General features: G+C 33.5%; 20 protein-coding genes and 2 pseudogenes. 1 reads left to right on the top strand and 21 read right to left on the bottom strand.

The window, feature by feature from the left end; genetic code table 11:
• Positions 1 to 7 precede the first annotated feature (7 nt).
• The 10 genes and pseudogenes from cutD to AC1PU0_RS06000 all read right to left on the bottom strand — a co-directional run bounded on the left by cutD (position 8) and on the right by AC1PU0_RS06000 (position 10,559).
• Positions 8 to 958 carry a choline TMA-lyase-activating enzyme gene (gene cutD, locus AC1PU0_RS06045; RefSeq protein ID WP_206848755.1) on the bottom strand — a complete coding sequence of 317 codons (951 nt, stop codon included), beginning with the start codon at positions 956 to 958 and terminating at the stop codon, positions 8 to 10.
• A 16-nt stretch (positions 959 to 974) separates the two neighbouring features.
• Positions 975 to 3,515 (bottom strand): choline trimethylamine-lyase, encoded by a 2,541-nt coding sequence (gene cutC / locus AC1PU0_RS06040; RefSeq protein ID WP_206848753.1) that lies wholly within the window; start codon positions 3,513 to 3,515, stop codon positions 975 to 977.
• A 25-nt stretch (positions 3,516 to 3,540) separates the two neighbouring features.
• A complete protein-coding gene (locus AC1PU0_RS06035; protein ID WP_206848752.1) occupies positions 3,541 to 4,977 on the bottom strand; it encodes an aldehyde dehydrogenase family protein in 1,437 nt (478 codons plus the stop codon).
• Entirely contained in the window at positions 4,978 to 5,301 is a 324-nt protein-coding gene (locus tag AC1PU0_RS06030; RefSeq protein WP_069654593.1) for a BMC domain-containing protein, read from the bottom strand.
• 17 nt (positions 5,302 to 5,318) lie between these two features.
• Entirely contained in the window at positions 5,319 to 5,615 is a 297-nt protein-coding gene (locus AC1PU0_RS06025; protein WP_069654594.1) for a BMC domain-containing protein, read from the bottom strand.
• A 12-nt stretch (positions 5,616 to 5,627) separates the two neighbouring features.
• The gene (locus tag AC1PU0_RS06020) at positions 5,628 to 5,912 is read right to left on the bottom strand and encodes a hypothetical protein (RefSeq protein WP_206848749.1); all 285 of its coding nucleotides are present in this window, start codon (positions 5,910 to 5,912) and stop codon (positions 5,628 to 5,630) included.
• Position 5,913: 1 nt separating this feature from the next.
• Positions 5,914 to 6,918 (bottom strand): DMT family transporter, encoded by a 1,005-nt coding sequence (locus tag AC1PU0_RS06015; RefSeq protein ID WP_206848748.1) that lies wholly within the window; start codon positions 6,916 to 6,918, stop codon positions 5,914 to 5,916.
• Between the two features lie 29 nt (positions 6,919 to 6,947).
• Complete coding sequence (locus tag AC1PU0_RS06010; protein ID WP_069654597.1) at positions 6,948 to 7,223, bottom strand: BMC domain-containing protein; 276 nt, start codon at positions 7,221 to 7,223, stop codon at positions 6,948 to 6,950.
• Positions 7,224 to 7,733: 510 nt separating this feature from the next.
• Positions 7,734 to 8,591 (bottom strand): MerR family transcriptional regulator, encoded by an 858-nt coding sequence (locus AC1PU0_RS06005; RefSeq protein WP_206848745.1) that lies wholly within the window; start codon positions 8,589 to 8,591, stop codon positions 7,734 to 7,736.
• 718 nt (positions 8,592 to 9,309) lie between these two features.
• A pseudogene (locus tag AC1PU0_RS06000) lies at positions 9,310 to 10,559 on the bottom strand (peptidoglycan amidohydrolase family protein).
• A gap of 233 nt (positions 10,560 to 10,792) precedes the next feature.
• On the opposite strand from AC1PU0_RS06000, the pseudogene AC1PU0_RS05995 reads away from it, so the two are divergent.
• Positions 10,793 to 10,906 (top strand): annotated as a pseudogene (locus AC1PU0_RS05995) (hypothetical protein); the annotation flags it as partial.
• A 281-nt stretch (positions 10,907 to 11,187) separates the two neighbouring features.
• Here AC1PU0_RS05995 and AC1PU0_RS05990 read toward each other — a convergent pair.
• From AC1PU0_RS05990 to lanM, 11 genes are all read right to left on the bottom strand, one after another.
• On the bottom strand, positions 11,188 to 11,577 hold the full coding sequence (locus AC1PU0_RS05990; RefSeq protein WP_206848744.1) for an alpha/beta fold hydrolase: 390 nt from the start codon (positions 11,575 to 11,577) through the stop codon (positions 11,188 to 11,190).
• 142 nt (positions 11,578 to 11,719) lie between these two features.
• A complete protein-coding gene (locus AC1PU0_RS05985) occupies positions 11,720 to 12,679 on the bottom strand; it encodes an alpha/beta fold hydrolase (protein WP_206848741.1) in 960 nt (319 codons plus the stop codon).
• Positions 12,657 to 13,325 (bottom strand): TetR/AcrR family transcriptional regulator, encoded by a 669-nt coding sequence (locus AC1PU0_RS05980; RefSeq protein ID WP_206848738.1) that lies wholly within the window; start codon positions 13,323 to 13,325, stop codon positions 12,657 to 12,659. The genes AC1PU0_RS05985 and AC1PU0_RS05980 overlap by 23 nt, the downstream gene beginning before the upstream one ends.
• Positions 13,326 to 13,523: 198 nt before the next feature.
• The gene (locus AC1PU0_RS05975; RefSeq protein ID WP_309148094.1) at positions 13,524 to 13,724 is read right to left on the bottom strand and encodes a hypothetical protein; all 201 of its coding nucleotides are present in this window, start codon (positions 13,722 to 13,724) and stop codon (positions 13,524 to 13,526) included.
• Between the two features lie 419 nt (positions 13,725 to 14,143).
• Positions 14,144 to 14,731 (bottom strand): helix-turn-helix domain-containing protein, encoded by a 588-nt coding sequence (locus AC1PU0_RS05970; protein ID WP_111247035.1) that lies wholly within the window; start codon positions 14,729 to 14,731, stop codon positions 14,144 to 14,146.
• A gap of 210 nt (positions 14,732 to 14,941) precedes the next feature.
• Positions 14,942 to 16,981, bottom strand: coding sequence for a S8 family peptidase (locus AC1PU0_RS05965; RefSeq protein WP_111247034.1), 2,040 nt, complete (start codon positions 16,979 to 16,981; stop codon positions 14,942 to 14,944).
• A 463-nt stretch (positions 16,982 to 17,444) separates the two neighbouring features.
• Positions 17,445 to 17,618, bottom strand: coding sequence for a lichenicidin A2 family type 2 lantibiotic (locus tag AC1PU0_RS05960; RefSeq protein ID WP_111247033.1), 174 nt, complete (start codon positions 17,616 to 17,618; stop codon positions 17,445 to 17,447).
• 108 nt (positions 17,619 to 17,726) lie between these two features.
• Positions 17,727 to 19,820, bottom strand: a complete 2,094-nt coding sequence (locus AC1PU0_RS05955) for a peptidase domain-containing ABC transporter (protein ID WP_206848736.1) — start codon at positions 19,818 to 19,820, stop codon at positions 17,727 to 17,729.
• A gap of 9 nt (positions 19,821 to 19,829) precedes the next feature.
• Complete coding sequence (locus AC1PU0_RS05950; protein ID WP_181429430.1) at positions 19,830 to 20,552, bottom strand: flavodoxin family protein; 723 nt, start codon at positions 20,550 to 20,552, stop codon at positions 19,830 to 19,832.
• Between the two features lie 100 nt (positions 20,553 to 20,652).
• Positions 20,653 to 20,856, bottom strand: a complete 204-nt coding sequence (locus AC1PU0_RS05945) for a lichenicidin A2 family type 2 lantibiotic (protein WP_206848851.1) — start codon at positions 20,854 to 20,856, stop codon at positions 20,653 to 20,655.
• A 124-nt stretch (positions 20,857 to 20,980) separates the two neighbouring features.
• A complete protein-coding gene (lanM, locus tag AC1PU0_RS05940; RefSeq protein ID WP_206848733.1) occupies positions 20,981 to 23,986 on the bottom strand; it encodes a type 2 lanthipeptide synthetase LanM in 3,006 nt (1,001 codons plus the stop codon).
• Between the last annotated feature and the right edge of the window lie 1,278 nt (positions 23,987 to 25,264).

Raw genomic sequence — 25,264 nt, 5'->3', positions numbered from 1 at the left:
ATCCTTTCTAATGACGGACAACTCGAACAGGAAATGCATACTCTTTGATCCAGCCTTCAATACGATCTAAGTCAGTCTCTGAAAGAGAAGGATCACCCTCTACTGGATAGTCCATCCCCAATTGTCCATATTTATTCACACCCAATTTATGATAGGGTAATAAATCAATCCCTAAAAAATTGGGATACTCTTTGTATGGAAGTAAAAAATCAATGATTTGTTTAATTTCCTCATAGCTATCGTTGATCATTTTTAGCATTGGCATCCGAATCTGAACTTGGTAGCCAGCTTTTAACACTTCTTGCAGGTTTTCTAAAATTTTTTCATTGCTGATCCCTGTTAACTCATTGTGTCGAACAGGGTCCATATGTTTCAAATCAAATAAAAACAAATTGATATATTCAGCTATTTGCATTAAGCGATCCATTCGGGAATGACCGCATGTCTCAACAGCGGTATTGATACCATCAGCGCGGCATGCCTTTAGTAAGGCCAAAGCCGCTTCTGGTTGTGCTGTACATTCGCCACCACTGAGTGTTACACCGCCGCCTGATTGTTCATAAAATGCATCGTCTTCATGAATGACTTCCATCAATTCAGAAATGGTTTTGATTTCACCCGTAATATTTAGAGCAGCCATTGGACAAACATCCACGCACGCGCGACAGCCATTACAGGCAATATCGCGACGTACTTGATGATGATCATTCTCATCCATGTAATGAATCCCCATCGGACAAACTTCTACACACGCACGACAATCACTACAAACGCTCTCTTTATACATTACTTGAAATTTGCGTTCAAGCCCTTCTGGATTGGCACACCATTGGCAACGCAATGGACAGCCTTTGAAGAACACAATCGTACGAATACCTGGTCCATCATATAAACTATATTTTTGTACATTAAAAATCATCGCTTGTCGTTCAATTGTCGTTGTGTTTTGGGTCATCATTTTTCATCTCCTACTCTTAAAACTTCGTTAACATTGTTCGGCTGATGATTTCATCTTGAACATCCTGACATAATTCAACGAAGAAGGCACTATAGCCTGCTACTCTAACGATTAAATCACGGTATTGTTCAGGGTGTCTTTGCGCTTCTAACAATGTTTCATTGTCTAAATAGTTAAACTGCATTTCGCCATTTCCTAAAATACTCGCAGTTTTTAATAAAGTAATTAAACTTTCTTCGCCTTCTGGTGTATCCAGTAATCCATTCATGATCTTGAAGTTATGCACCATTCCCATATTCATCGTATCGTTTGCCATTTTGGAAATAGATTTCACGATAGCAGTTGGGCCTTTAAAATCAGCTCCTTGCGATGGGCTAATACCATCTGATAACGGAATCCAAGCTTTTCGTCCATTTGCCGAAGCACCTGTCATTTGACCAAGTGGCGTATTATTTGAAATCGATAATGTCCCGTGACATAGCTCTGAATATAGCGTTTTATATTGACGGTGTTCTGCTTCGGTAAAGTGGATCAACTCTGCCGCAATTAAATCGGCATAATCATCGTCGTTCCCATATTTTGGTGCATTTAAACAATCCGTACGAATTTGCTCATAGCCAACAAAGTCAGCTTTTAATGCGCGATTTAATTCTTCTAATGTGTATTTTTTTTCATCGAAAACGAGTTTTTTGATTGCTGCCATTGAGTCTGCATACGTAGCTAAACCTGACCAAACAACTCCTGGTCCAAAGTTATACATTGCTCCGCCACTTGAAACGTCTTTACCACTTTCCATACAGCCCTCATACATCAATGACATTAATGGTTTCGGTGCTAAATCACGATGGACTCGTTGTGTAATGACCGTTGCAACTGATGACCATTTCGTAATATATTTGATTTGTTCTTTAACGGCTTCTTCAAATTGCTCATATGTTTTAAATTGAGCAATATCACCCAGGTCTGGACAAACTTCTTTGCCATACCATAGAGGAACGCCGCGGTTCAAGACTAGTTCGATACAAATCGGCCATTGCGTGTAAGCAGTTGAAGTCCATTGGTACAAACGACCTGCTTTTTGAGGTTCAACACATCCCATTAAGCAATAATCACGTGCATCTTCGATTGATACCCCTTTTGCCAACATCATTTTGATATGAGTATCGTCAAAGTGACAAGCTGGGAAACCAATCCCGGCACGTACCACCTCTACAATTTTTTTCAAGTACTCTCTTGGTGAGCGGTTATGGATCCGACAAGCTAATGATGGCTGATAAACTTTTACATGACGAACTGCATCCATTAATAGATACGTTAATTCATTGGTTGCGTCATGCCCTTCACGTGTCACACCACCAACACACATATTTACGAACGGTTGGTAACCAGCAAAGAATTTAGAACCTCCTTCACTTGTGATCCACATCATTTCAGACATTTTAATCAGCATGCAACCTGCTAATTCGAACGCTTCAAATTCATTCATTTTTCCTTTTTCTAAATCATTTTTGAAAAATGGATACATGTATTGATCGACACGTCCAATTGACATACCCGTTTGGTTTTCTTCTACTACTAGTAAAGATTCAATTGTCCAGACCGCTTGAATCGCTTCCCAGAATGTTTCAGATTTATGTGCTGGTACTTTTGCATTGATTTCAGAAATTTTTTGCAATTCTGCTTTTCGTTTTGGATTCGTTTCTTTTTGAGCCAATTGAGCAGCGTATTCAGACATCCGACGTGCGTAAATCATGACCCCTTCTGTCGTATCGATCAATGATTTATAGAAATAGATTTTTTGAATATCATCGGGATTTTCGTAGTTTAGTTTTTCTAAATGTTCTTTGGCTTCTTTTTGAATATCCAGCATGCCTTTTTTCATTAAAATGACATCATATCCTGGATTGGAGTCCCCACCGCCATTTAGCTGGTGATAAGAACAGTCGGAAACAAAAGACTCTCCTGATAATTCCCAAACACCTGCTTCACGGAATTGGTCCTCACAATATTCATCAATTGATTTCCCTTTCCAAAACGGAAACAGTTCTTCACGCATAATTTTTTTGTCTTCATCTGAAATAAAGAACGGATCTTGCGGACGACTTGAAATTGTTTCAATTTCTTCTTCCATCCAACGCCAAGCAATATCAGGTGAAAAGGCGCCGGCACGTGGTGCGCCGTTTGGTGCGCCTACGATCAACTCATTATCTTGGATAACAAGTGGTGCTGTTTCACAGCAACGTTTAAATGATTTTGCTCTTAAAACATTTTTGGGCATCCCTGGATTTTCTCTTGCGAGTTCAGTGATCACTCTCGCACGATGTGTTGTGATTGTAGGAATTTGTGTTAGGTAATTTTTCTTTAAAGCATCTAAACGAGTTGTGATTCCATTTGGAATGGTAGAATCATTATCTGCTGCAAACCCGCCGCTGGTTGAGCTAGTACTTGTTGTATCATCTGCGACCGTTGCAAACATCTTCATTAAGGCAGTACGTTCTTCTGAACTTAACTCTTTTGTCGCTTCGGCTAATTTTGCCGAAAATTCTTTAATATCCATTTTAATTCCCTCACTTTACAACAATTTATTTTTCCATTATTTTTTTTAAGATTTTTTCTAACGCTTCTGTCTCTAAGTTTACGTCTGGTTCATTTGTTCTATCTTCAATAATTCCATCAAGTGGGTAGCTGATTTCTCGAATATATGTTAAATCTTTAGCCGTAATATTTTTTGCACTGATCCCTTTACCCGTTGTAAAACCACCCAGAATAACTGATACAGGTAAAGTTGATTCCAATCCCATACTTGCCCTAGTCGCCGCCGCATTCACTATCATACGACCAACAGGTTTCTTTAAGGCAAATTCTTTCAGCACTGACTTATTATGAGAATGGATCGCTAACGTATGCCCATTATTTTTTTCCTTCAATAACCGAATCGATTTTTCGCAAGCATGCATCCAATCCGGTTCTAAATAAAAGGCTAAAACTGGACACTTCATTTCATTAGCAAAAGGGTCTTCGTCGTGCATATACTGTTGCTCCGAAACCAATAGTTTTGTTGTGGGTGCTACATTTATTTTTGCTTCTTTGGCTAGCCAAAGGGCATCTTTGCCAATACACAAAGGATTTATTTGATTATTTTTTGGCTGTAACAATGCTAGCAAATGCGCTTCTTCTTCTTTTAATAAAAAATGTGCACCATACTGCTGTAACAATTCTTTCACTTCAGATGCGATGACACCTTCGGCAATTAAATACTGTTCTGCTGCAGGTAATAATCCACAATCATAGGAACGACTCTCTATGATTGCTTTGACAGCTTGTGTTAGGTTTGCTGAACGTTCGATAAAAACAGGTGTAGCACCCGATCCGCCATAAATGACCGGCTGTTGGTAATTGGCTGCGTTGATATAGTTTTGATTACCAATAGCTAAAATCATTGAACTATGCGGACTCGTTAATAATTCCTTTACTCCATTTTCTGTAATAGAAGTGAAGCATGCCAAACATCCTTTTGGTAACCCATTTTGTTCACAAATCTCTTTGACTTTTTGAAAAACGAGCTGTGTTGTTTTTTGAGACTTCGCATGTGGCATAAGTATCATTGCATTCCCTGATTTTATTCCGATCGTTAAACTGTAAAGCGTATTTAAGGTCGCGCTTTCGGCTGGTAATAGAACTGGGATCACCCCTAATGGAACCCCGACTTGTAGAATATTCCCCGCTGAATCTTCTACACTATTTCCAACACAAACCTGCTGATCCAACTCTTTAGATAACGCTCTCATAAATTCAACGATCAATCGTTCTTTATCGTTGTAATTCCCCATACCGGTTTCTTCTATTTCGCTTGCCAAAAATCGACTAATGTCAGGTTCAATCTCTTTAAGAAGTTGATTGACGATTTTATCAAGATTTTTTTGCTCATATTCTTTTATTAGCTGTTGTGCATCACGAGCTGTTTCAGCTAAAATTCGTGCTTCTTGGATGGATAGCAAATCTTCATCTACGTAATGCATCTATCCTGCATCTCCCTCCTCAATCGGTAAAAGATTACTTAATTGATAACGATCGATCATTTTATTTAAATCCCCATGAGGGCTTGCAATCACAACTGAGCTGTAGACTTTCGCCCCTAATTTCTCGACAGCTGTAATCCCCGCTTCAACAGCGGACTGACATGCCGAAACATCTCCTTGCACAATGACAGAAATGTATCCTGAGGCAACATTTTCATACCCAACCAACTCAACATTTGCAGCCTTGCACATTGCGTCACAAGCTTCTAGCACAAACACTAAGCCAAATGTTTCAATTGCACCAATTGCTTCATACGTCTTCACTTCTCTTCCTCCTTATACTAGCTATCTATATCATGAACTGAAACAATATCACCGACATATGAAATTGGTCGAGGCATCACATTGTATGCTGTTAAATTGCCAATCTCCTCCGCCGCTTTAGCTCCTGCTGCAACAGAGGCTTCAACAGCCGCTATATCTCCTTTGATCATGATTGTAACTAAAGTAGAGCCAATATTTTCATAAGAAATCAGTTCGACATTGGCAGCTTTTAACATCTCATCAGCAGCTTTTAATGCTGGAACAAGTCCAATCGTTTCAACTAATCCTAACGCCTCTTCGCCACGATATCTCAATGCATTCCCTCCTTATACAGAACGATATTTTTTATCGACATATTTATCAACGGTTGTCATACCATCGTTTGTAATTTTGTAATAAATAACCAATTTGTCATTGTCATCTAAATCATAGCTCGTTAATTCGACTAACCCATTAGCTTCCAAAGCCATCATATGTTCTAAATACAATTTCTCATTAAACTGTTTTTCATGCCCATATTGTGCTTTTAGTTTCTCCATGATTTGAGTAACATCGCTCTCTTTTTGATCATACATTTGATTTAAAACAGCCGTTCTACTAGGCAAAAGCATCCTACTCTTCCCCCTTTTTAAATAAGTCCAATGGATTCATCGTTACTAAGATCGCACCGATCACAATAATAACTGAACCTATCACCATTGTTGGTGTTAATGTCTGTCCTAAGAAAATAACACTAAACAGCACACCCCAAAAGGCATACGTAACATTCAAAGACATGCCAATCGCTGTACCAACCATCGCATTGGCTTTGTACCATGTTAAAAACGAAACCGCAGCACTTAATCCAGACAAAACTAACCACAAGACAGGTGTTACGGCTGCTAGAGTGCCAAATAGTAAATTAAATGCACCAACAGCTGGAACAACAATGATCAAAACAACGAGCCCTGAGATCAATTGACGTAAATTGACAGCAACATCCGTATCGATCATCGCTCCTCCAAAACTTGAAAAGACACCTTCTAACCCCCAAGCAATCGCTGCAATAAGTGCACAGATAATTCCTAATGTAAAATTGGGTGCTCCTTCTGGTTTCACTAAATTAATAGTGATAGCCCCAGCTACGACGACGACCATTCCTAATACGATTCGTGCCGTTGGTTTTTGCTTAAGAAAAATCCAAGAAAATAAAGCGCCAAACAAACTACATGTCGCTGAAATAGGAATCGCATACGCTCCAGCCATTGCTAATCCAACAAGATAGGCACCATTAGCAATTGGTCCTCCCAAAAGAAAACCAATCACTAACAATTTACCCGGCTTAGTCTGAAGTGTTCTCGTTAGTTCTTTCAATCTGCCGTGTTTTGCGTTATAAAATAAAAGAAATATTCCTGCAAAAAAATCATTTAAACCAGAACAGACAAACGGTGCCGCTAAAAATCCTGCTGCACTAATAAGTGGGTCATAACCACTTGCTACAACAACAAGTGTTGAATAGATGCCATACGTAATCCCTGAAATAATCCCATTACTGATTCCTTTCACTCGAAATCCCTTTTTAGCGTCCTTCATCTTAACATCTGCACTTACACAAGAAATATTTTTTCCACTTTCCATGTCTATTTCCCCTTAATCATTATTTTCAATTATCTATTTGGTAGAATACCTTCTACTTCACTATGTGGACGCGGGATTACATGAACTGATAATAATTCACCAACACGTTCTGCAGCTGCCGCCCCGGCATCCGTTGCGGCTTTAACAGCACCTACATCGCCTCTAACCATTACAGTTACAATGCCGCCACCCACAAATTCTTTTCCGATCAGTGAAACATTTGCTGCTTTTACCATCGCATCTGCCGCTTCGATTGATCCGATCATTCCTTTTGTTTCCACCATTCCTAATGCATCATGTTTCATGTTGTTCTTCCTCTCATTTTTGATTTAAAAAACGCTTTCTTTTTGACAAATTCATACTATTGGATACCCCTAAGGGCGTAGTCAATCTATTTTTTATTTTTTTTTTGGTATGTAACACAGTTTACTCTGTACTAGTACAGAAGGGATTCTTAATTGGATTTTCTAATTGAGAATCATTGAGAAAAACAGCGCTAAATCGGCTCTTTAATAAGAGCTGATAATTATTATTATTCTAATTCGCACTTTTTGTAAGCATTTTTTATAGTACACTACATGATCATTTTTTCACATGAAGAAACACTTGCTGTTCTCCAATCATGCCATTACGTACTCTCTTTCGAATAGACTGAAAAAATAAATAACGATTCCATGTATTGAAAAACCACTATTGAAAGCTTTAATGAATCTTTTAATAACACCTAAAAAGGTTCCCCTTTAGGGGAACCTTTTGTATTTCCTTACAAAAAAAAGGAGTCACAATCCAAATGGATCGCTTACTCCTCCTCTAGCCTAACATCTAATTTTTTCGGCTGGTATCAATAGTTCAACAACAAACTTATCGACATTCATAGTCGACCAATAATCAATGACATACCGTTGAAACACTTCGTTTTTACAGCGGTAATGATTTGCTTTTGCCCACGCTTTCATTTTTTTATATTGTTGACCGATATTGGCCAAATCACCGATATGATAGCTAGATAAAAACATCTGTCCACCAATCATTCTCTTTGGCATATTCATATTTTGCGCATGAATTGGCTTTTGCATGATCATTATTTTTGAACAGTGAAAGTCCTCTTCTCCACAATCTTCAAACCGTAAAATAACTGGTCCTGTGATTGCACATTTTTGTTCTTCTAAATAGTTTACCCAAGGAATATTGATGACGGCATCCATATAATTTTGACTAAATTCTTGCTCTAAAAATACATAGTTTTCTTGCTCGAAGTATTTAACATTGACACTTCGCATGCTATTTTCGCTCGCAATCGTTCCTTCTCTAATCAAACCCAACCAATCTGATACAGCAGTAAAACTATCAAAAATTCGTTGCTCTTCAAGTTTTAGTTCTTCTAGCTTCGTCAAAAACATCGTTTCGTGATAAAAATAATCCCCTGACTGTTGAACCCCTTTCATTTCCTGTAATTTAAACCCCATTTGTTTATAATACTTGATTACAGGTATGCTGTTCATTGTTTCTTCCGTATAGTACCGATAACCATTATCCAGACTGACATGATCCGGTTTCAACAAGCCTAGTTGCTCATAAAAACGTAACGTTTTGCGGGAAACATTACATAATTTAGCAACTTCACCAATAGAGTACATTTGATTAGTCTTTTTGGATAGTTTAGTAGTATTCATTAGACATCTCCATTACTCGCAACCACTTATATTATTGAGAATATCTGCACAATTGTCAAGTGAATTTCGAGGTTATTGGTATTTTCTTTTTTTGTAAACTCATCATCACTATCGTTAATTGTACTGATACAATTTGTGAAACTAGCCTATTTAGTTAATGTAAAAAAGATATAGCTATTGACGATCCCATATCTATCCCTCTCCTTCACTCTTTTTAGATACGTAATGTGCTACTAATAAAAAAATCAATCGATTGATAGGGACGCCTAAGTAGATAATTTCCTTTTCCGCCAATCCGTGTTAAGAACGACATAGCAGTTTCTTTATAGGTCATCACTTTTTCTCCTTCATAATTAGCCAAATTCTAAGCAAAAGATAGACAGAAACTAAATAAACACTCATCAGAATTAAACTCCATCTGTTGAAAAATGCTTTATTTAGGTCCTGCCTGCATTAATAGTCACATGCCTATTATTAATTATTCTAAAGATATTATTTTTTGGGGAAACGTAACCATATAAAGTAATTTACACTCTAATTATATACTTATAAACACATTGATTCAGATTATTCAAATGTACAACACATAATTCAAATCTTAATTCAACGAGGTCTTGCCAAGTAAGCTGCTAAAACCTCGTTAAATTGATCACTAAAAAATAATTTAGTTATTTTAAATAGTTATTCAATATTTTCTTATAAATATATGTTATTATTTTCACTTCGTAACATCCCAGTCATAAACCCAGGTTTGCCATCCATTTGCAGCTTCCGAATAAACTAACAATGTATTCCCATTTCTCGTTTTGACTAAAAATGATCGAGTTGTTTTATTCTCAATAACGATTGCATCACCATTTACCCAATGCGTAGCAGATGCTTTAAGTTTTACATAATCGCCTCGTTTGAATTGATTATTTGGAGCTTTCTCTGCTTCTGAAACTTTGATCCAGCCATGAATTGTTGCATCTTCTTGTGATTGGATGCGAATTGTATTGTCCCTATTTCTTTGTAAAACATTATATACGCTATTGTATTCATTCAACTTGATCGTCACGTTTGAACTGACTCCTTTGTAATTTTTCCATTTCGTTGCAAATTGTCTAAACGTGACTTTTTCATTTGCTTGAATATTATTTGGATTACCATACGAGCCCGTTTTACTTACTTTAAATTTACTTACTAAAATACAGTCCCAATCATATATCCAAACTTCCCATCCACCTGCAGAATCAGCGTATAAAAGCAATTGGTTCCCTTTACGTGCTTTTACATGGAATGTACGTGTCGTTTTGTTATCAATATTGATCGCATTTCCATTGACCCAATGACTTGCTTGTGGGCGAAGTTTTACAACATCATTTCGTTCAATACTGTTGTTTGAAGAAAGTTGAATATCTCGTTCATAAACATTTCCCCCCCATGAATTATCCATCATGCGAATATAAATTGTACCATCATCATTTAAGCGATTTACTCGGAAATTTCGAACCATACTGAAAAAACCAATTTTTGTACCACCTACCCAATTCATTGCGATGTTAGTAAAGGTCACAATTTCCCCTACCTTAAATTTTTTAGAAGGTGTTGGTTTTGGTGGGCGTGTGGCAGTTGCTGATCTGTATACTGTAATCGGTGGTTGACCATTCGCAATCCAAATATTATTATGCGGATTTGTTGTAATACCGTTATATCCAAAGTTACAGTGAAGAATATTTGCTGAACTATCAACAAAAATCCCAGTATGTCCGTATTCCCCACCAGATGCTCCCCGAGTTCCCCAAATAAAAATATCTCCTCTTTGCACTTCAAAAACACCATTTGTCTTTGGAATTTGTTTCCAATTATTTCGTTCTAAATCACCAAACAAAGTATCTGTATTTCCCATACTAAAAAACCACCAGCTCTTAGCGAAAAGTAAACTGCTGAACTACAATCATAACTATTCGGTCCTAGACGACTGGTCATACTGTAAGAAACCTTTCCTTCTCTATCTTTCATCCATTTAATCATTGTTTCAATATTTCCCATTATTAATTCCTCCTGTTTCAAATTAGTTAACGGCGCCATTAACTCGATTACATTTTAACGAACTTAAAGAGTTAAAAACCATCCATTTACTCCTTAACATCTGTCTAAATACTTTCTTATTACTTTTTTGAATTTTTAAATCTTAAAAAGTAAATGAATATAAAAAAGAGCTAATCAATCATGAAAATTTCACAACAATTGATCCAGCTCAAACAGCAATATTCAACTTTATTGAGGCATATAAAAAGACAAAACTCTACTACATTTCAGTTATAAAAAAATGATCTACAAACTTAATGCCAGTAAAAACTGGAAGTACAACAAATCCACCAAATGTTTGAAATAAAACTAGTTCTAAAAAACTAATTAGCTCTGAACCGAGATTCAAAACATATAACGCTGTAAGAGTGTCTAAAAATCGCACGTCTCGATGGACTCACATGTTAAATTTTGAAGGAAATATATTTAAACTGTTCAGTGTCTTCTTTCGATTTAAAAATGTCTGGACGACGTCAGCGAATAGATAATAGATACCTGATTGACTTAATAACTTAACTACCCAACCTTAATTATCGTCCACTCCACCTTGGTCGGGAAAACTACTATCAATCCCAATAAAGCTTTTCACTTCATTTGGATACTCATTGATATAAGCAAGTGAATAAACACCAGAAATAGAATGTCCTACTAAGTGATACGAGCTGATATTCAACTGCTTCAACGCCTGATGAAGCTCACTCGTTACATTCTCAATTGAACGTACTTTATCCGTGTCATCACTTAACCCATAGCCGAATGGTTCCACCATGACGACCTGATATTCTTTTGATAACTCATTCACTAGCGGTTGAAAAGCAAGTACAGGAGAACTTGTTAGATAACCTGGTAACAACACTATTTTTTCGTCACCTTTCCCAGTCAATTGAACACGTAGAGATTTGTTCTCTACTTTCACTTCTTGATTATAAGGGATGGTTTTTTTAGTTGAACTTTATTATTAACGTAAATTCCGACAAAAACAAGAAGCACATCCATTATAAATTTCCCACTGATAATCCCTAAGATCTTAACTATTTTTTTATAGTCATTTCTCAAATCTATCTGTTTTTCAAAAAAATACTTGTTTCTTTTACGATTGTTTCCATTTGTGTGTGGTGTAAATAATGGGCACCTAACAATTGAATCAATTCTCCTTTTTCTAAACCTCTCACCTGATCTTGATGCATCTCAAGCCAATTTTTTTGATTCCTATCATTATCTGCAACAAATAATAAAACAGGCATATTTTTTGGATACGTTAAGCCAAGAGAATCAGTGAAGCTATTCCTTAATTCTTGAAGTTCATCTTTCATCGCAGGACTACTCATGTTCTTCATCGTCAATAACTTAATCTGTTCAAAGTCAGGGTTATCTTGACTCACGCCTAAACCCGTTTCTGGGCTAACTTTGATCAACGCTCGAAAAACACCCGCTGTTTTTAAGAAGTCAAAGACTGACATATCAACACCCGGCCAAGGCTGTTTTGGTGTGCTAGAATCAATTCCCACAAAGCCTTCCATTTCATTTGGGTAAACTTGGGCATAATTCACCGCATAAAGACCTGCAATCGAGTGTCCCATCAATGTGTATTTAGAAATGTTCAGTTCTTTCGCTACTTGATGGATTTCTTCTACAATATTTTCAACGCTGCGACGTCGATTCGTTTGACTACTTAATCCATAGCCAAATGGTTCGATCGTAACTACACGATACTCTTTCTTCAACTCATCGATCATCGGTTTAAAATCTAAATAAGGACTAGCTGTTCCTTGCCCTGGTAAAAGTAAAATAGTTTTCTTTCCTTCACCTTCATCGACAATATTCATCTCACCATCAAAGACTTTTAATTTCTCACCATATGACTCAATTCGTTTTGCTTCACTTTTTAAACTTAACTGGTGAATCGTAAAGGTAATCAACAAGGACACAATTAGGATAGTGATTATCGCTAAGATTATTTTGCCTAATCCTTGTAATAGTCTGATGCCTAGTGATTTAGTTTTCAGTTTTTTGATCATTTAATTCTGCCGCCTTTATCATAATTTGTTGGTCAAGTTTCTCTAAAAACGCATCGCTAATAATTGGCATTCCAGTATTCTCAAGCATCGTTTTGGTAGCCATTAATTTTTCAAAAAAGGTCTCTACTGTATTTGGAAATAACGCTTGAATAAACCACGTACTTAAAATCAAGATCGCTAATTCAGCCATTTGCTTCGGTTGCTCAACTGTGACTGATCCATCGCTATTTCCTTCAATTAAACAGGTTTCTACTAATGGCGCCATGATTTCATTCGTCGTCCGAATATACATTGAAAAGAATTTAGGATTATCTAACAAGGTAAAACTAAGGATACGAGACTGACTGGCCTCACTATTGAACATTCCTTCAAATAAAAGAGCCTGAATTTTCTCTAATCCATTTAATTTATCTTTTTCCATGATTACTGTTAAGGCAGCTTCATTGGGGATAAATCTTCTGACAACGGCATCTATGATTTCATCTTTAGATGCATAGTGGTGATAAACGGCTCCTTTGGTTAAACCATCTAACCCTTTGACGATATCGGAAATAGATGTTTTTTCGTAGCCTTTTTCGATAAATAGTTTTGTTGAAACATCTAGAATTAATGATTTAGCTTCTTCTGCTGTATATTTTTTAGCCATTTTGATCTCTCCTTCTAAAAAAACATTCAATCGGTATGTTTTTATCATACGCTATTTTTGAGGAATGTCAAATCGTATTGATTTCATGCTCTATTTTAGTTTCTAACATTAGTATTTCGAGCACTTATCGTCTGATTGCATTTAACTAACTACCTCTAATCATTTCGTCTATCTCATGTTCAATTTTCCGTTCTTCTACTAATAAATCATCCCATCTTGAATGGTTGCATTCGCTTCATCAAATTCCGCTGCCACGCTCTTTATATTCTGCGCTATCGTCTGCACCATATACAGCAACTCTTTCATAGCGTTTTTTGCCGCCGTATTTTTGGAAACAGTTGAATGCTCATTTGTTAAGACGGATTGCTGGCAATTCAGGTCGTCCATTGCAGAAAAAATCCCTCTTGCAAGTTCTCAGGCAACTGTATTATTACTACTCATACGATTCTCAAACAAAACTGTCACAAAGACTGTTCTAGTTTTATTTAAAACTTTTCCAGAAATTTCGCAATAGATGACTATTTTTTATAACCATTTAGTTTGTATAGTAATTTTTAACAGACTAGATAGTACTTATTCTGTTGTTTTGTTCATCGTGTATTAAAATGAAAATAAAAAAGCTGAGTGGGTTCTGTTTTAGAACATTACTCAACTTTATTATAATTTACAATTTCTTTAAGTTACTATTGACTTGTTCAGCCCTTTTATCATCTAAAATCTCTTACTTTAAAACGTTACGCATCAAATTCGTTAAAGTTCCCACATAGTGATATTTGGGTTTAATACTAGAAAATAACTAAAAAAGTTACATATTCTTTTTATAAATGATTCATCAAGAAAACAGTCGCTAATTTAATAATCCAAGCTAATGCACCAAAAAACAGGGTAAATACTAATACTATTAGTATTCTTTCTCCAAAATATTTTTTTTGATCTCGTTGCTCTCTCAATTCATCTAAGTTAGACTTCTCTTCAGAAAAAGCAATAATCTCTTTGTATGTCTTAATATTATTTTTCTTTTTCAATTTTTCTATCTTAACAGCGTAATACATTGTTATGGCCGAAAGAAGTAAAAAGGGAATAAATCCCATTACCTTCCAAATGATAAGACTTGGCACACCTATAACAAGTGTCAAACCTAAAAAAATGATCATTCCCTTTGTGCTTTTATCCATTGCATCATCATTTACTATATTTTTCATTTTGTCTACATCTCCTTTAACTAGTTCATCTAGCGAGATACCAAAAAGAATACTTAAAGCAATTAAATTATGAATGTCGGGATAATTTTTATCGTTTTCCCATTTCGAAATAGTTTGACGCGTAACATATATTTTTTCTGCTAATTCTTCTTGACTTAATCCATTGAGTTCACGATTTTTTTTTAATTGCTTGCTAAAGTTCATTCTGCACCTCCTAGTAAATTTAGAATATCTCAAAATCAGCTAATTGTCTGCTTGTTATGAGTTACATTACCCTTTAAACTAGTGTATATATTTGTTTACATCATAGTAAAGATGCATTTCAACCTTAATAGTCTGCGTAAATTATGTTAAATCAAAAACTACTTGAGTATACTCTATTTTATTTAGACCTATTAATTATAATCTGGAGTTCTATTTGATGTTGTTCCTGGTAAGCAATCTTCTTTTAACTAGATAAAGAGCAGTTAACAATAGTAGAAAACCAAACCAACAGTAATTATTTGGTATTTCAGAAGTATCAGGTAGATGTTTATTGCTACTTTTATTAACTAACTTTTTTTCGGTTAATTTCAGATCTTTTTCAGATAATAATTTACTGTCGTTATCATCTTTCTCATGCAAATCAGATTCTTCAATCGTATCAACTATTTCCAATTTGCTGGTGAGAACTGTTTTGTTTCCCGAATAATCAGATAATTCTAAAGAAACATCTTGAATTCCAATATGATTCATATCAATTTCATTAAAAAAAGAGAAAGTAACTAAATCTGAATCATAATTATCAAAAATGCTAACTATAAAAGATTCTGGATTAATTTGCTCCCCTTTTTGTATCCTTAAGTTGCTTTTTAGCTCTCCAACTGGAGGAATAGTATCTTCAATAATGATTTCTCCTGATATTAATGTGCTATTCCCACTAATATCTTCCAACCGAATATATATATCCTGATTTCCTAATTTGCTAAAATTTGGTATTTTATCATAGGTTACCATAACTTCTTCTCCTGAATTGTCCTTAACATTTGTAACAAATCCTCTTGCTTGTGTGTAAGTATTAACTTCAATCCTCGCTTCTTTAAACTCTCCAACTGGACTAACTGTATCTGATATCAACGAATAAGAATCAATTATTTGAGGCAGCCCATAACCAAACAGACTGTCTTTTCCCTTTTCACCTAAATCCAGAACTTTTAGTGATATGTCATTTAGCGTTCTCAAAATGGTTGGATATTCCCCATTCATATTTTTATAATAGGAATAATAGCATGCAATAACTGCAGTAACGTTAGGAACTGATAAACTTGTACCAGCCGAAAACATATATCCTTGAGGAATTCCTATAGCACTTAACATATTATCTAAATTAGTTGGATAAGAAGAATAGATTAGCTTACTCAAGTCTAAATATCCATCCATATAAGTATACTCACCTCCTGGAGCTGTAAATTGATTGTTATTACTACTATTACTATATGAGGCAAATTTTTTCTCGAACGTAATTGAACTTATAGACAGAACACCTGGAATATCTGCTGGTAAATGACGAATAGTTGTTTCTTCATATGCCTGGTCCAAGTTTATTCCAGCATTTCCAGAAGATGAAACAATAATGACTTCATGACTTGATGCATATTCAACAGCGCGTTCAAATGCTTCAATAATCAGATTATCCCCAGAAATATTTTCATATTTATATGTTCCTAAACTGATATTCAAAATATTTTGTCCATCATTTACCGCCTGTATCATTGCCTCTAATACCCAAAAGGATTCACCATCCGTATCTGTTAGTACTTTGTAAGGAGTAATGACTGCTTTGGGACTAATTTGAGTAATGATTCCTGCAACCATTGTTCCATGCCCATTAAAATCTGTAATAGATGAATCACAATCAACAAACGATTTTCCATTAGCAATGTCTAGAGCTGAAGAAAATATTGGATGATGGATATCTATGCCACTATCTATCAAACCAATCTTAACATCTTTTCCATCTGAAATATCTAAAGAAGAACCATTTGAAGTCATTACATCTTTATACCACGCTAGTTGATCAAGTATTTCAAAGTTATCAGAAGATTTTTTATTAACCGCTTGTTCAATATTTTGTATGTTTTCTAGCCCAGATTCTATACTCGTAAGTCTATTGTCTTCTATAAAAATATCAGGCATTTGTCCAAAGCTTTCTATATCTTGGCTTGTCTCAATTTTTTCTTTCACTTTTTTTGATATTTTTCTAGCTTTAAGCAATTTGATCTCTGGAATTTCACTAAATTCTATCCTATTATCTATTGAATGCAATTCTTTTTTTACTGCTTCAATATCAGATTCTTCTTTTACAAGTATATTAAGAGCATCTTCTTCCGCATTTACTTGAACTATAGAAATTGAGAGTATAAGAAAAACCACAAGCAAGCTCAATAAAATCATTATTGCCTTTTTTAGTTTCATATATTCAACACCTATCTTCAAATTTTATATCAATTAGTGATTAAAACGATTCACATTTTTTACACGTCACTTCTTTTTTTTGAAAATGTCTATATTAAGTGCACTCAGGAATAGTAAGATTATTCCTAATCCTAATAGCATTTCATTATTTACCATTATCAACCCTGCAATTACACCTACCAATAAATAGAGACATATTCTTAACCCTAAATTTTTCTTCATAAGTTTCTTGATTTTCATTGCATGCTCCTTCTTAATTTCGTTTTCTATTTTTCCGCTGAAAAAACTGTATTAAATATCTTTATAATGTCTGTTTTTGTACACAATATTTTATTTTTTCAATAAAAACTACGGACCAATTAAAAATAAAGAAGGTAAATCTAAGTCAAACTTGACTATTTACCTTCCTTTTGCTCATTTCGATACCTAACTTCAAATTTCTAACAATAACAATTAATTAAAACTAGCAATGACCTTTTAAAGTTTTGACTAATGCTATACTAGAAGCTAAAGTTGCAAAAAATGAAGCTACTGATTCTGGATTTACATCTCCTGATCCTTGTACTTCTACCATCTCAGAAATTGATAAATCCTCGAACTTTTCTCCTACTACTTTTTCTAATTCATATTCTGCCATATCAACCCCTCCTTTCCATAGTTACTTTATTTAAAACTTATCAAAATGAATCAATTTCAAATTTCAACAAGTTTTCAATAACGAATTTCGTTTAAAAAGTAATCAATATTACTTATATAACTCTTTATAATAGTAGCTTGTATTCAATAGTTCTTGATGTGTTCCTAGCGCAACGATTTTCCCATCATTCATAACAATGATCTGATCAAAATTTTGTATACTTGATAACCTATGTGCAACGACAACAAGTGTAGAATCCATACCAAACAAGTAATTCATAATAGCTCTCTCAGATATATTATCTAAAGAACTTGTTGGTTCATCTAGAAAAATTACTTCTGGTTTAAAAATGATTGTTCTTGCTATAGAAAGTTTCTGTCTTTGCCCTCCAGATAGATTTTGACCTAATTCAGAAATATTAGTTTCAAGACCTAAAGGACATCCTAAAATTAAGCTTTCTAACCCAACATTTTTAACAACTTCCATGATATATTCGTCAGAATAATCTCTTCCCATTGTGATGTTTTCTCTGAATGTTCCATTAAATAAAACATTTTCCTGCAATACAACACCAATATGATCACGAAATGTATGAATATCTAAGTCCTTAATATCTCGTTTACCATAACAGATTTCTCCTGATGTACTTTGGTGCAGACCAGCGGCTACTTTTAATAGAGTAGACTTTCCTGAGCCGCTTTCCCCTACAATAGCTATTTTTTGTTTTGGAGCTATATGAAGGGAAATATTTTCTATTGCTGGTTTAGAAAAGGAACTATACTTATACATAATGTTCCGAATGTAAATATCCGTTAGATAGTTATCCAATTTTTCAGTACCCGATAATGAAGTTTCATTTGACGTTTGCAATATATCTAATAAACGATCTAAATAGACTTTTACCATTTGAAACTGGGTATAAGATTGCAATATAGACAGTATAGGAGATAAAAATGCTATACCGATAGAGCTAAAAGCGACAATACTCCCAATTGTTGTTTGATTATTAAGAACTAAAATATATCCAATTGCATAGACTATCACTGAATAAAAAGTTTGAATTGTTTGTGGAATATTTGCTGATATTGAATTAGCTTTCGCCTTTTCCTTTTCAAAGCTGATTTGTTTTTCATAATTATTCTGCCATTTCATATACATGTTTTTTTGTGAGTTAGTGGATTTTATTGTAAAAATATTATTTACCATCTCATTTATTAAATCTTGTGAATTGCTAAGGACACCGATTTCATTTTGACTAATTTTTCTATTTATGCTTGCATTAATAAATGAAAATGTAGCGATCACAACTGTTATTCCGATTGTAACCATGGTCAATATTTTACTAAAATTCCACATAATCAATACGTAAAAAACTAAAAAACACATATCTACTACTAGAGTGATTAATTGGTCAATTAATATCTGGCGTATAAATGAACTAGAATTTATTCGGTAAATTAGTTCCCCCCTATTCCTGTTTACAAAATATGAATACGGTAAATCAAGCAATTGTTTGATCGTGTTACTTAATAAATTTTTCTCGGTAACTGTTTGTAAAGAAGTAACTGTCCTTGTTCTAATCATGTTTGTTAAGAAATAGATTAATATAATTAGTAAAACAGAAAATATCATTTTTTGAATACTTTGATTACTATTGCCATCAATAATTTTCTGTATAATAAAAGGGATATATAAATTTATACATTGCACAATGAAGAATATAAATAAAGTAAAAAATAGCAAGCTTTTATTGTTATAAACAATTGATTTTAGTTTGGAATTAATTTTAGGGAATTCATATTTCCTTTTTCTATTTATCAATATATACATAGCAATATTTGAGAAATCATGTTTAAACTCAGTATGACTAATTTTTTTCTTTCCATTTGCAGGATCAGTTATATATACTTTTTTTGAGGTCACTTTCTCTACAATTATAAAGTGTTTATTTTTCCAATATGCAATGAACGGAACTGGCAATTCTTGTAGAGACTCGGAATTAACTTTTACTGCTTTTGATTCAATGCCTTCATTTTTTAAAACGGTTTGAATTTGTGCAAGATTATAACCACCTGTTGGAACACCATAATACTCTCTCATTTTACTTAACTCAGTTTTTCTAATAAAAAAATCAATCAACATGGTTGCACAAGCTAGTCCACATTCAGAATGTTCACTTTGTTTCTGGAAGCGAATCCGCATGACTTTCAGCTACTTTCTATGTAATGTTGTTAAGTAATCTTCAAAAGTATCAAAATTTATCATACCTGTTTTCTGCCAATACGCTAATTCTCCTAAGTCCACTCCCATTTCCTTCTGTACTTCTAATTGCTCTAGTATATTTAATTTTGATCCGTTAAAGACTCCTTCAAGAAACTTATTAGACATTGGTGGTAATTGAGCAAATTTTTTTATCCGTTCAACAATAGTGTCAGTTACTTCTTTAAGCCAAATTTCATTATTAAAGTGATTAAGTACCTCTACTGCATTTGCGTTAGCAATAACATTTCCTCCCATAAATGTCATAATTTCACTTAAAGGTTCAGTTACTGTTTTTAAACCATTAGAACCACATGTGCTAATAACAACTACGGGTTTTCCTCCCAAACGTAGTGTATGAGCCCACCAAGCAGATCTTTCTATGAACAATTTCAAATCTGACGTCATTGAATGTACATAGACAGGTGATCCTACGATAAAAACATCTGACTCTAGTATTTTATTTTGTAATTTTTCTAAATCATCGCCCGAATCATGTTCAACATCAATAAAACAATTATGATCACCATCACAAAATTTTATATTATAATCTTGCGGATAAGCATATTCAACTGCAAAGGTAGCTTTATCAAGGTTACCTGTAATTTTGCGAATAAAACTAGCTGTATTTCCTTCTTTTCTTCTAGATCCATTTAAAACAAATATTTTTTTCATATTACCCCTCCGTTCTATATTTTTTATCTACTTTGCATATCAAAATGATATGCAAAATAGATAAAAACCTACATTCATTGTAGTAATTATCAACAAAAATCTAACATCTAGCAATCGAAACAACAGCACCAACTGATGCACCAGCACATGGTACTGATGAAGTTTTCAATGTGACCATCACACTATAAAGACAAGCTGGTGAAGTCGTAAATTCCCCATTAACATCTCCTGAACCTTGCACCATTGTCATTTCAGCAATTGACAGATCTTCAAATGTCTCCCCTACTACTTTTTGCATATCCATATTTGACACAATAATACCCTCCTAAATAATTTGTAATGTGTGCAAAAGAATTTTACTAGTATTGATTAACCTCCTTTTCATAGTATCTATCTAAAAAATAACAAAAAGCGCACACCACTTTCAATTATACTTCTAATAGCAAAACATTATTAACAGGTTGGTACACACTTAGATAAAGCCAAGCTATACCACCTATACCATCAAATAGCCCTTTTGCAGAGACATCTCCTATAGAAGGGATTTTATAACCTTCTAGCGTAGCGTACATCAAAACATTAGATAGCCATTGATCAGCGAGCTTATTCCAATGATCATCCTTCGTGTACTCATAAATCATCTTCATCGTAGTAATGACACTACCATTTCCATGACATAGGCCATCTTCATCTACCAAAATAGTCGAAATTTTCAAATAATTTTCAATCATTAAATTTAATTGATCTTTATCAATGCTTTTAGGAGATATTTTCAAAATAGCTAATCTTGCCTGTATCATTCCTGATAGACCCCAACACCATTTATAACTATTTTCTTGAACTTGATACATATCGAATTCTCTAGATAACTGTTCCTTTACATAATCTTCTTCAAAATCTCCATTTTGAAATGAAGCTAAGCTCAACATAACTCCGCTTATTCCATGGGCAATGCCAACTTTTTCCATGGTTCCCTCATCATCATTTTTTATTTTCTCTAAAAAGATTGATGAGAATTTTTCCAGTGTACTTTTTATCAACGAATTATTGTCAAATGAAATACTGGCGGTAGCTAATAAACGAATAATTCCTGCTAACCCTGAAATGTAATCTATATCTTTAAAATTTACTATTTGTTCCGCTGTCATTTCTGAAAGTTTTTTTATTGTATAGTCCAAAAATTGGCTGTCATGAATCGTACCTAAGTATTTATATTCTAAAATCATAGGATAGATAGGAGAAAGCCAGCCTGTAAAAGCCCCAGAAAAAGGTAAAAGCCTACTTTGTCTTATAGCAGTTTCTATTATTGTTTTATAGTAATCAAAGTATTCTGTTTCTTTAGACGTCACATATAGTTCTAAGAAAAGCAATGCTAGTCCACTTAGCCCACTGTATAGACTCTCATCTGATGGAACAATTTTCCAATGTTTCTCTTCAGAACAATCAATACTCAATAGTGAACATTGACCATCTCTTGTTATCATTTCTTTCTTAAGCTGCTTAACAATGTTTTTGACCTGTACTAATAAATCAAAATTTTGAGTTTCAAAAATAATGCTCTTTTTTTCTGCTGGTTTATTAAGGACTTGATCCCATAAATTTAGTGAGCTAAGCAAAATAGATCTTTGCCTAAGAATATTTTCTTCAGAAAGGTTAAGAACTCTATCGATAGATTGGTGTAGTCCTGATATCTCAAAATAGTTTTCAAATACGTTTCCACAACTATCATATAAATTTCTAGAATCAGAATAAGAGTAAAAAATTGGGATATCATTATACAACAAATCACTCACTTCACTAGTAACAACACTTTTATTTTTGTATGGATATGCCCAAAGATTCATCATTAATCTTTCTCTATACTTCATTTCTCTATTATACGAAGGATGGCTACTGTACCTGATCATTGACATATATCTTTCTGTTCCTTTTAATAGAACTCTTGTTTTTTTCTGTTTAAATACATCTAAGATTTCACTAAATTCCATTCTATTATTTTGGGAAAATTCTATAAATTTATCAAACCCTTCTATAATTTTTAAAATATATTTTTGATAATCTATAGATTCCAAATCGTTGTTTTTTGGAATATTATTTCCCCCACCAAAATAGCTTGGCATTTTTTGATAGTGAAAATTGTCAGTATTGACTTCTACAGGTCCAAGTATCTTTTGATTTAACTCAACTTTCTTTCCACTTAAAGCACTCAAATCAATGCTATCATCTTTCCCAATTTGTAGTTTAGTGGGTAATAAAAATGAGCTTGTTACAGATTCCAATTCTAACTTTCTAAGTAAGTCAACATAAAGTGACTCATCTTCCATTTGATTTGAAACGTGAAATATAGTTTCTATATCAACTATAACTGGATTTTCACCATGTGCAATAATATTTTCAATATGCAAATCATTCAGACTAAATAGATAACAGATAGCTATTAAATATCCATAACGCTCATAGTAATTTTCAATTTCGCTTATAGTTTTACATTCAGTTGCTTCAATGTATTCATTATAAGTATAACTGTCCTTGTAAATTCCCGTTGGTATCTTTATTTCTAACAAGTCAGAATTACTAGTATACCAATCAATAAATTTCTCAAAAGACTTACTTATGTTTAAATCTTTAGGCTTGTATACAAGTTTTTTTTCATCAAAATTAAGAATTGAAACCGATTTTCCCCGCTCGTGAGAATCTCCAGTGGATAATGATAATTTAGCTAGATTTAACTCCCTTACATCTAAAAATTCTTGAATTTCTAAATAATCTTTATCAATATTTTGAATCATATTCGTAAAGTTTTCAATCAAATATATCGTTCTTATTGTAGCAATTCTTGCTAAAACAGAAAACTCGTTGTAAAAACTATAGAAAGAATCTTTAGAATCAAAATTACTACGCAAAAACTCCATAAATTTTTGTTCTTTTTCTATTTTTCCACTTATTTCGCTTTGTTTATATTCTTCTAACTTTAAAGCAATTATTTTGCCACTAATATCGAACATTTCTACTAAGTGAGCTTCCGTAAAATCATCTAGAATCTGTTCATTAATTGTGATATTTTCAACATTTTCTACTACAATTTCTAGCTTTTTTTGAAGAAACTTGTTAAAAGGATGGGTTGGAACAAAAACTCCAAGTTCATAATTTATGTTACTATAATCATAGTTGTTCATTATTTCACAAAAAATTCTTAGCCAATATTCTTCATCCGCCTCACTTTGTTCATAATTCAATGGTTGAAGAGCATACGCAAATTGCTCATGTGAAAGATTCGACTTTTCTAGCATAACTTCAAAATATTTATCCGTTAATAATGTTCTAGCATTTCTCCATTCTTCGAAGTAACTATAATCAATAACTTTTCGCTCACTAAAAGTAACTACTTTTTCTGAAATTGTTTTAGTTTTCATTATGTCTAAAACTTTATTCATACCTAACTCCCTTTCAATTATAAAAATTTTATTCATATTGACAGAAATGCAGTTATCAGCTTCAAAATTACTCGATATTTTACAACTACATTAAAACTAAACTTACAACGTAAACCCTAAAATGATAAAAGTTAGAAGTGAACAGACACTCTAATCTACTTAATCCTTTTTATTTCACACTCTATATAAACTATTATCGTCAAGAAAATCCATTTGTTTGATTAAAACGACTATTCATAAAGCTGTAATTAAACAAAATATGATTGTTCATTTATTAACAACTAATTCTACTTAGAAAACTACAATAGGCATTTTAATGTTTCCATCCTTCTAGAAACATTAAATTTTCTCTATGTATATTAAACAATACCTATAATATCATTAAAGAAAACTAAATGCAATATTTTTTTAAATCAAATAGAAATACATAATTTACTATTTAACAATTTTACACTATTACTCTTTGAATTTTCTGATAAAAAGGAAGGCTTAATAGGACATATTAGTATTTTAGAAAGCCCTATTTCTACTAAACAAAAATAGATGATTCACAAAATATCAGATTAAAAAAATCATTAACAAATCTTTCGACAAATTACACTATAAACCAACTTATAAATCAATTATTTAAATCTAAATAGTTTTTTTACATCTAAAAAGCGTTATTTTAAATTATGTAGTATGATTCTTTTTAGCTCTAACACTTCTTTTAATTCATTTTTTGATAATCCATTCTTTTTATCCGTTCGCCTTGATTCTCGCTGTCGATTTATTTATACTTAGTGTATATAATGGAAATAAAAAAGCTGAGTAAGTCCTGATTCAGAACATCACTCAACTTTATGACAATTTAATCCTTGGCACCTTTTTGTTTGGCTGGAACCGAACGAAAATGGTCTTGAAAACAGCAACGACTGTCCGAACAAGTATGCCAATAGTAAATGAATCTCTAGCTTTTTTGTTGTGTCTCTTTTTGAGCTACAACTAGAAAAGAATGCTAGGTTTCTTTAAAGTACTATTGACTTATTCAGGTATTGGACATTGCGCCAATGCCTTTTTTGTTTCTATTCTAGGTCTGATTTTTATTGATGGTGGTGATAATGAAACGTAGCGATGTACAAGTTTAAAAATAGAAAAATAAAAAACGGCACCTTACAACCTGACTGGAATCATGTTGCAAGGCCCCGAATAAACAGCAACGACTGCTTATCCGAGTTGCCGATAGCGCGTACCGAAGTACTCGCATGTTTTATTGTACTTAATTTTGATTGATTTTAC

The organism is Enterococcus sp. XAF26B05_ASV22 (assembly GCF_056727285.1).
The sequence above is the reverse complement of the archived record's forward strand: the minus strand, read 5'-3'. Positions and strand labels throughout refer to the sequence as shown.

Excerpts from the sequence above, each read along its gene's own strand:
- cutD (WP_206848755.1), bottom strand. The coding sequence starts at position 958 with ATGATGACCCAAAACACAACGACAATTGAACGACAAGCGATGATTTTT.
- cutC (WP_206848753.1), bottom strand. The coding sequence starts at position 3,515 with ATGGATATTAAAGAATTTTCGGCAAAATTAGCCGAAGCGACAAAAGAG.
- AC1PU0_RS06035 (WP_206848752.1), bottom strand. The coding sequence starts at position 4,977 with ATGCATTACGTAGATGAAGATTTGCTATCCATCCAAGAAGCACGAATT.
- AC1PU0_RS06020 (WP_206848749.1), bottom strand. The coding sequence starts at position 5,912 with ATGCTTTTGCCTAGTAGAACGGCTGTTTTAAATCAAATGTATGATCAA.
- AC1PU0_RS06015 (WP_206848748.1), bottom strand. The coding sequence starts at position 6,918 with ATGGAAAGTGGAAAAAATATTTCTTGTGTAAGTGCAGATGTTAAGATG.
- AC1PU0_RS06010 (WP_069654597.1), bottom strand. The coding sequence starts at position 7,223 with ATGAAACATGATGCATTAGGAATGGTGGAAACAAAAGGAATGATCGGA.
- AC1PU0_RS06005 (WP_206848745.1), bottom strand. The coding sequence starts at position 8,591 with ATGAATACTACTAAACTATCCAAAAAGACTAATCAAATGTACTCTATT.
- AC1PU0_RS05985 (WP_206848741.1), bottom strand. The coding sequence starts at position 12,679 with ATGATCAAAAAACTGAAAACTAAATCACTAGGCATCAGACTATTACAA.
- AC1PU0_RS05980 (WP_206848738.1), bottom strand. The coding sequence starts at position 13,325 with ATGGCTAAAAAATATACAGCAGAAGAAGCTAAATCATTAATTCTAGAT.
- AC1PU0_RS05970 (WP_111247035.1), bottom strand. The coding sequence starts at position 14,731 with ATGAACTTTAGCAAGCAATTAAAAAAAAATCGTGAACTCAATGGATTA.
- AC1PU0_RS05965 (WP_111247034.1), bottom strand. The coding sequence starts at position 16,981 with ATGAAACTAAAAAAGGCAATAATGATTTTATTGAGCTTGCTTGTGGTT.
- AC1PU0_RS05960 (WP_111247033.1), bottom strand. The coding sequence starts at position 17,618 with ATGGCAGAATATGAATTAGAAAAAGTAGTAGGAGAAAAGTTCGAGGAT.
- AC1PU0_RS05955 (WP_206848736.1), bottom strand. The coding sequence starts at position 19,820 with ATGCGGATTCGCTTCCAGAAACAAAGTGAACATTCTGAATGTGGACTA.
- AC1PU0_RS05950 (WP_181429430.1), bottom strand. The coding sequence starts at position 20,552 with ATGAAAAAAATATTTGTTTTAAATGGATCTAGAAGAAAAGAAGGAAAT.
- AC1PU0_RS05945 (WP_206848851.1), bottom strand. The coding sequence starts at position 20,856 with ATGGATATGCAAAAAGTAGTAGGGGAGACATTTGAAGATCTGTCAATT.
- lanM (WP_206848733.1), bottom strand. The coding sequence starts at position 23,986 with ATGAATAAAGTTTTAGACATAATGAAAACTAAAACAATTTCAGAAAAA.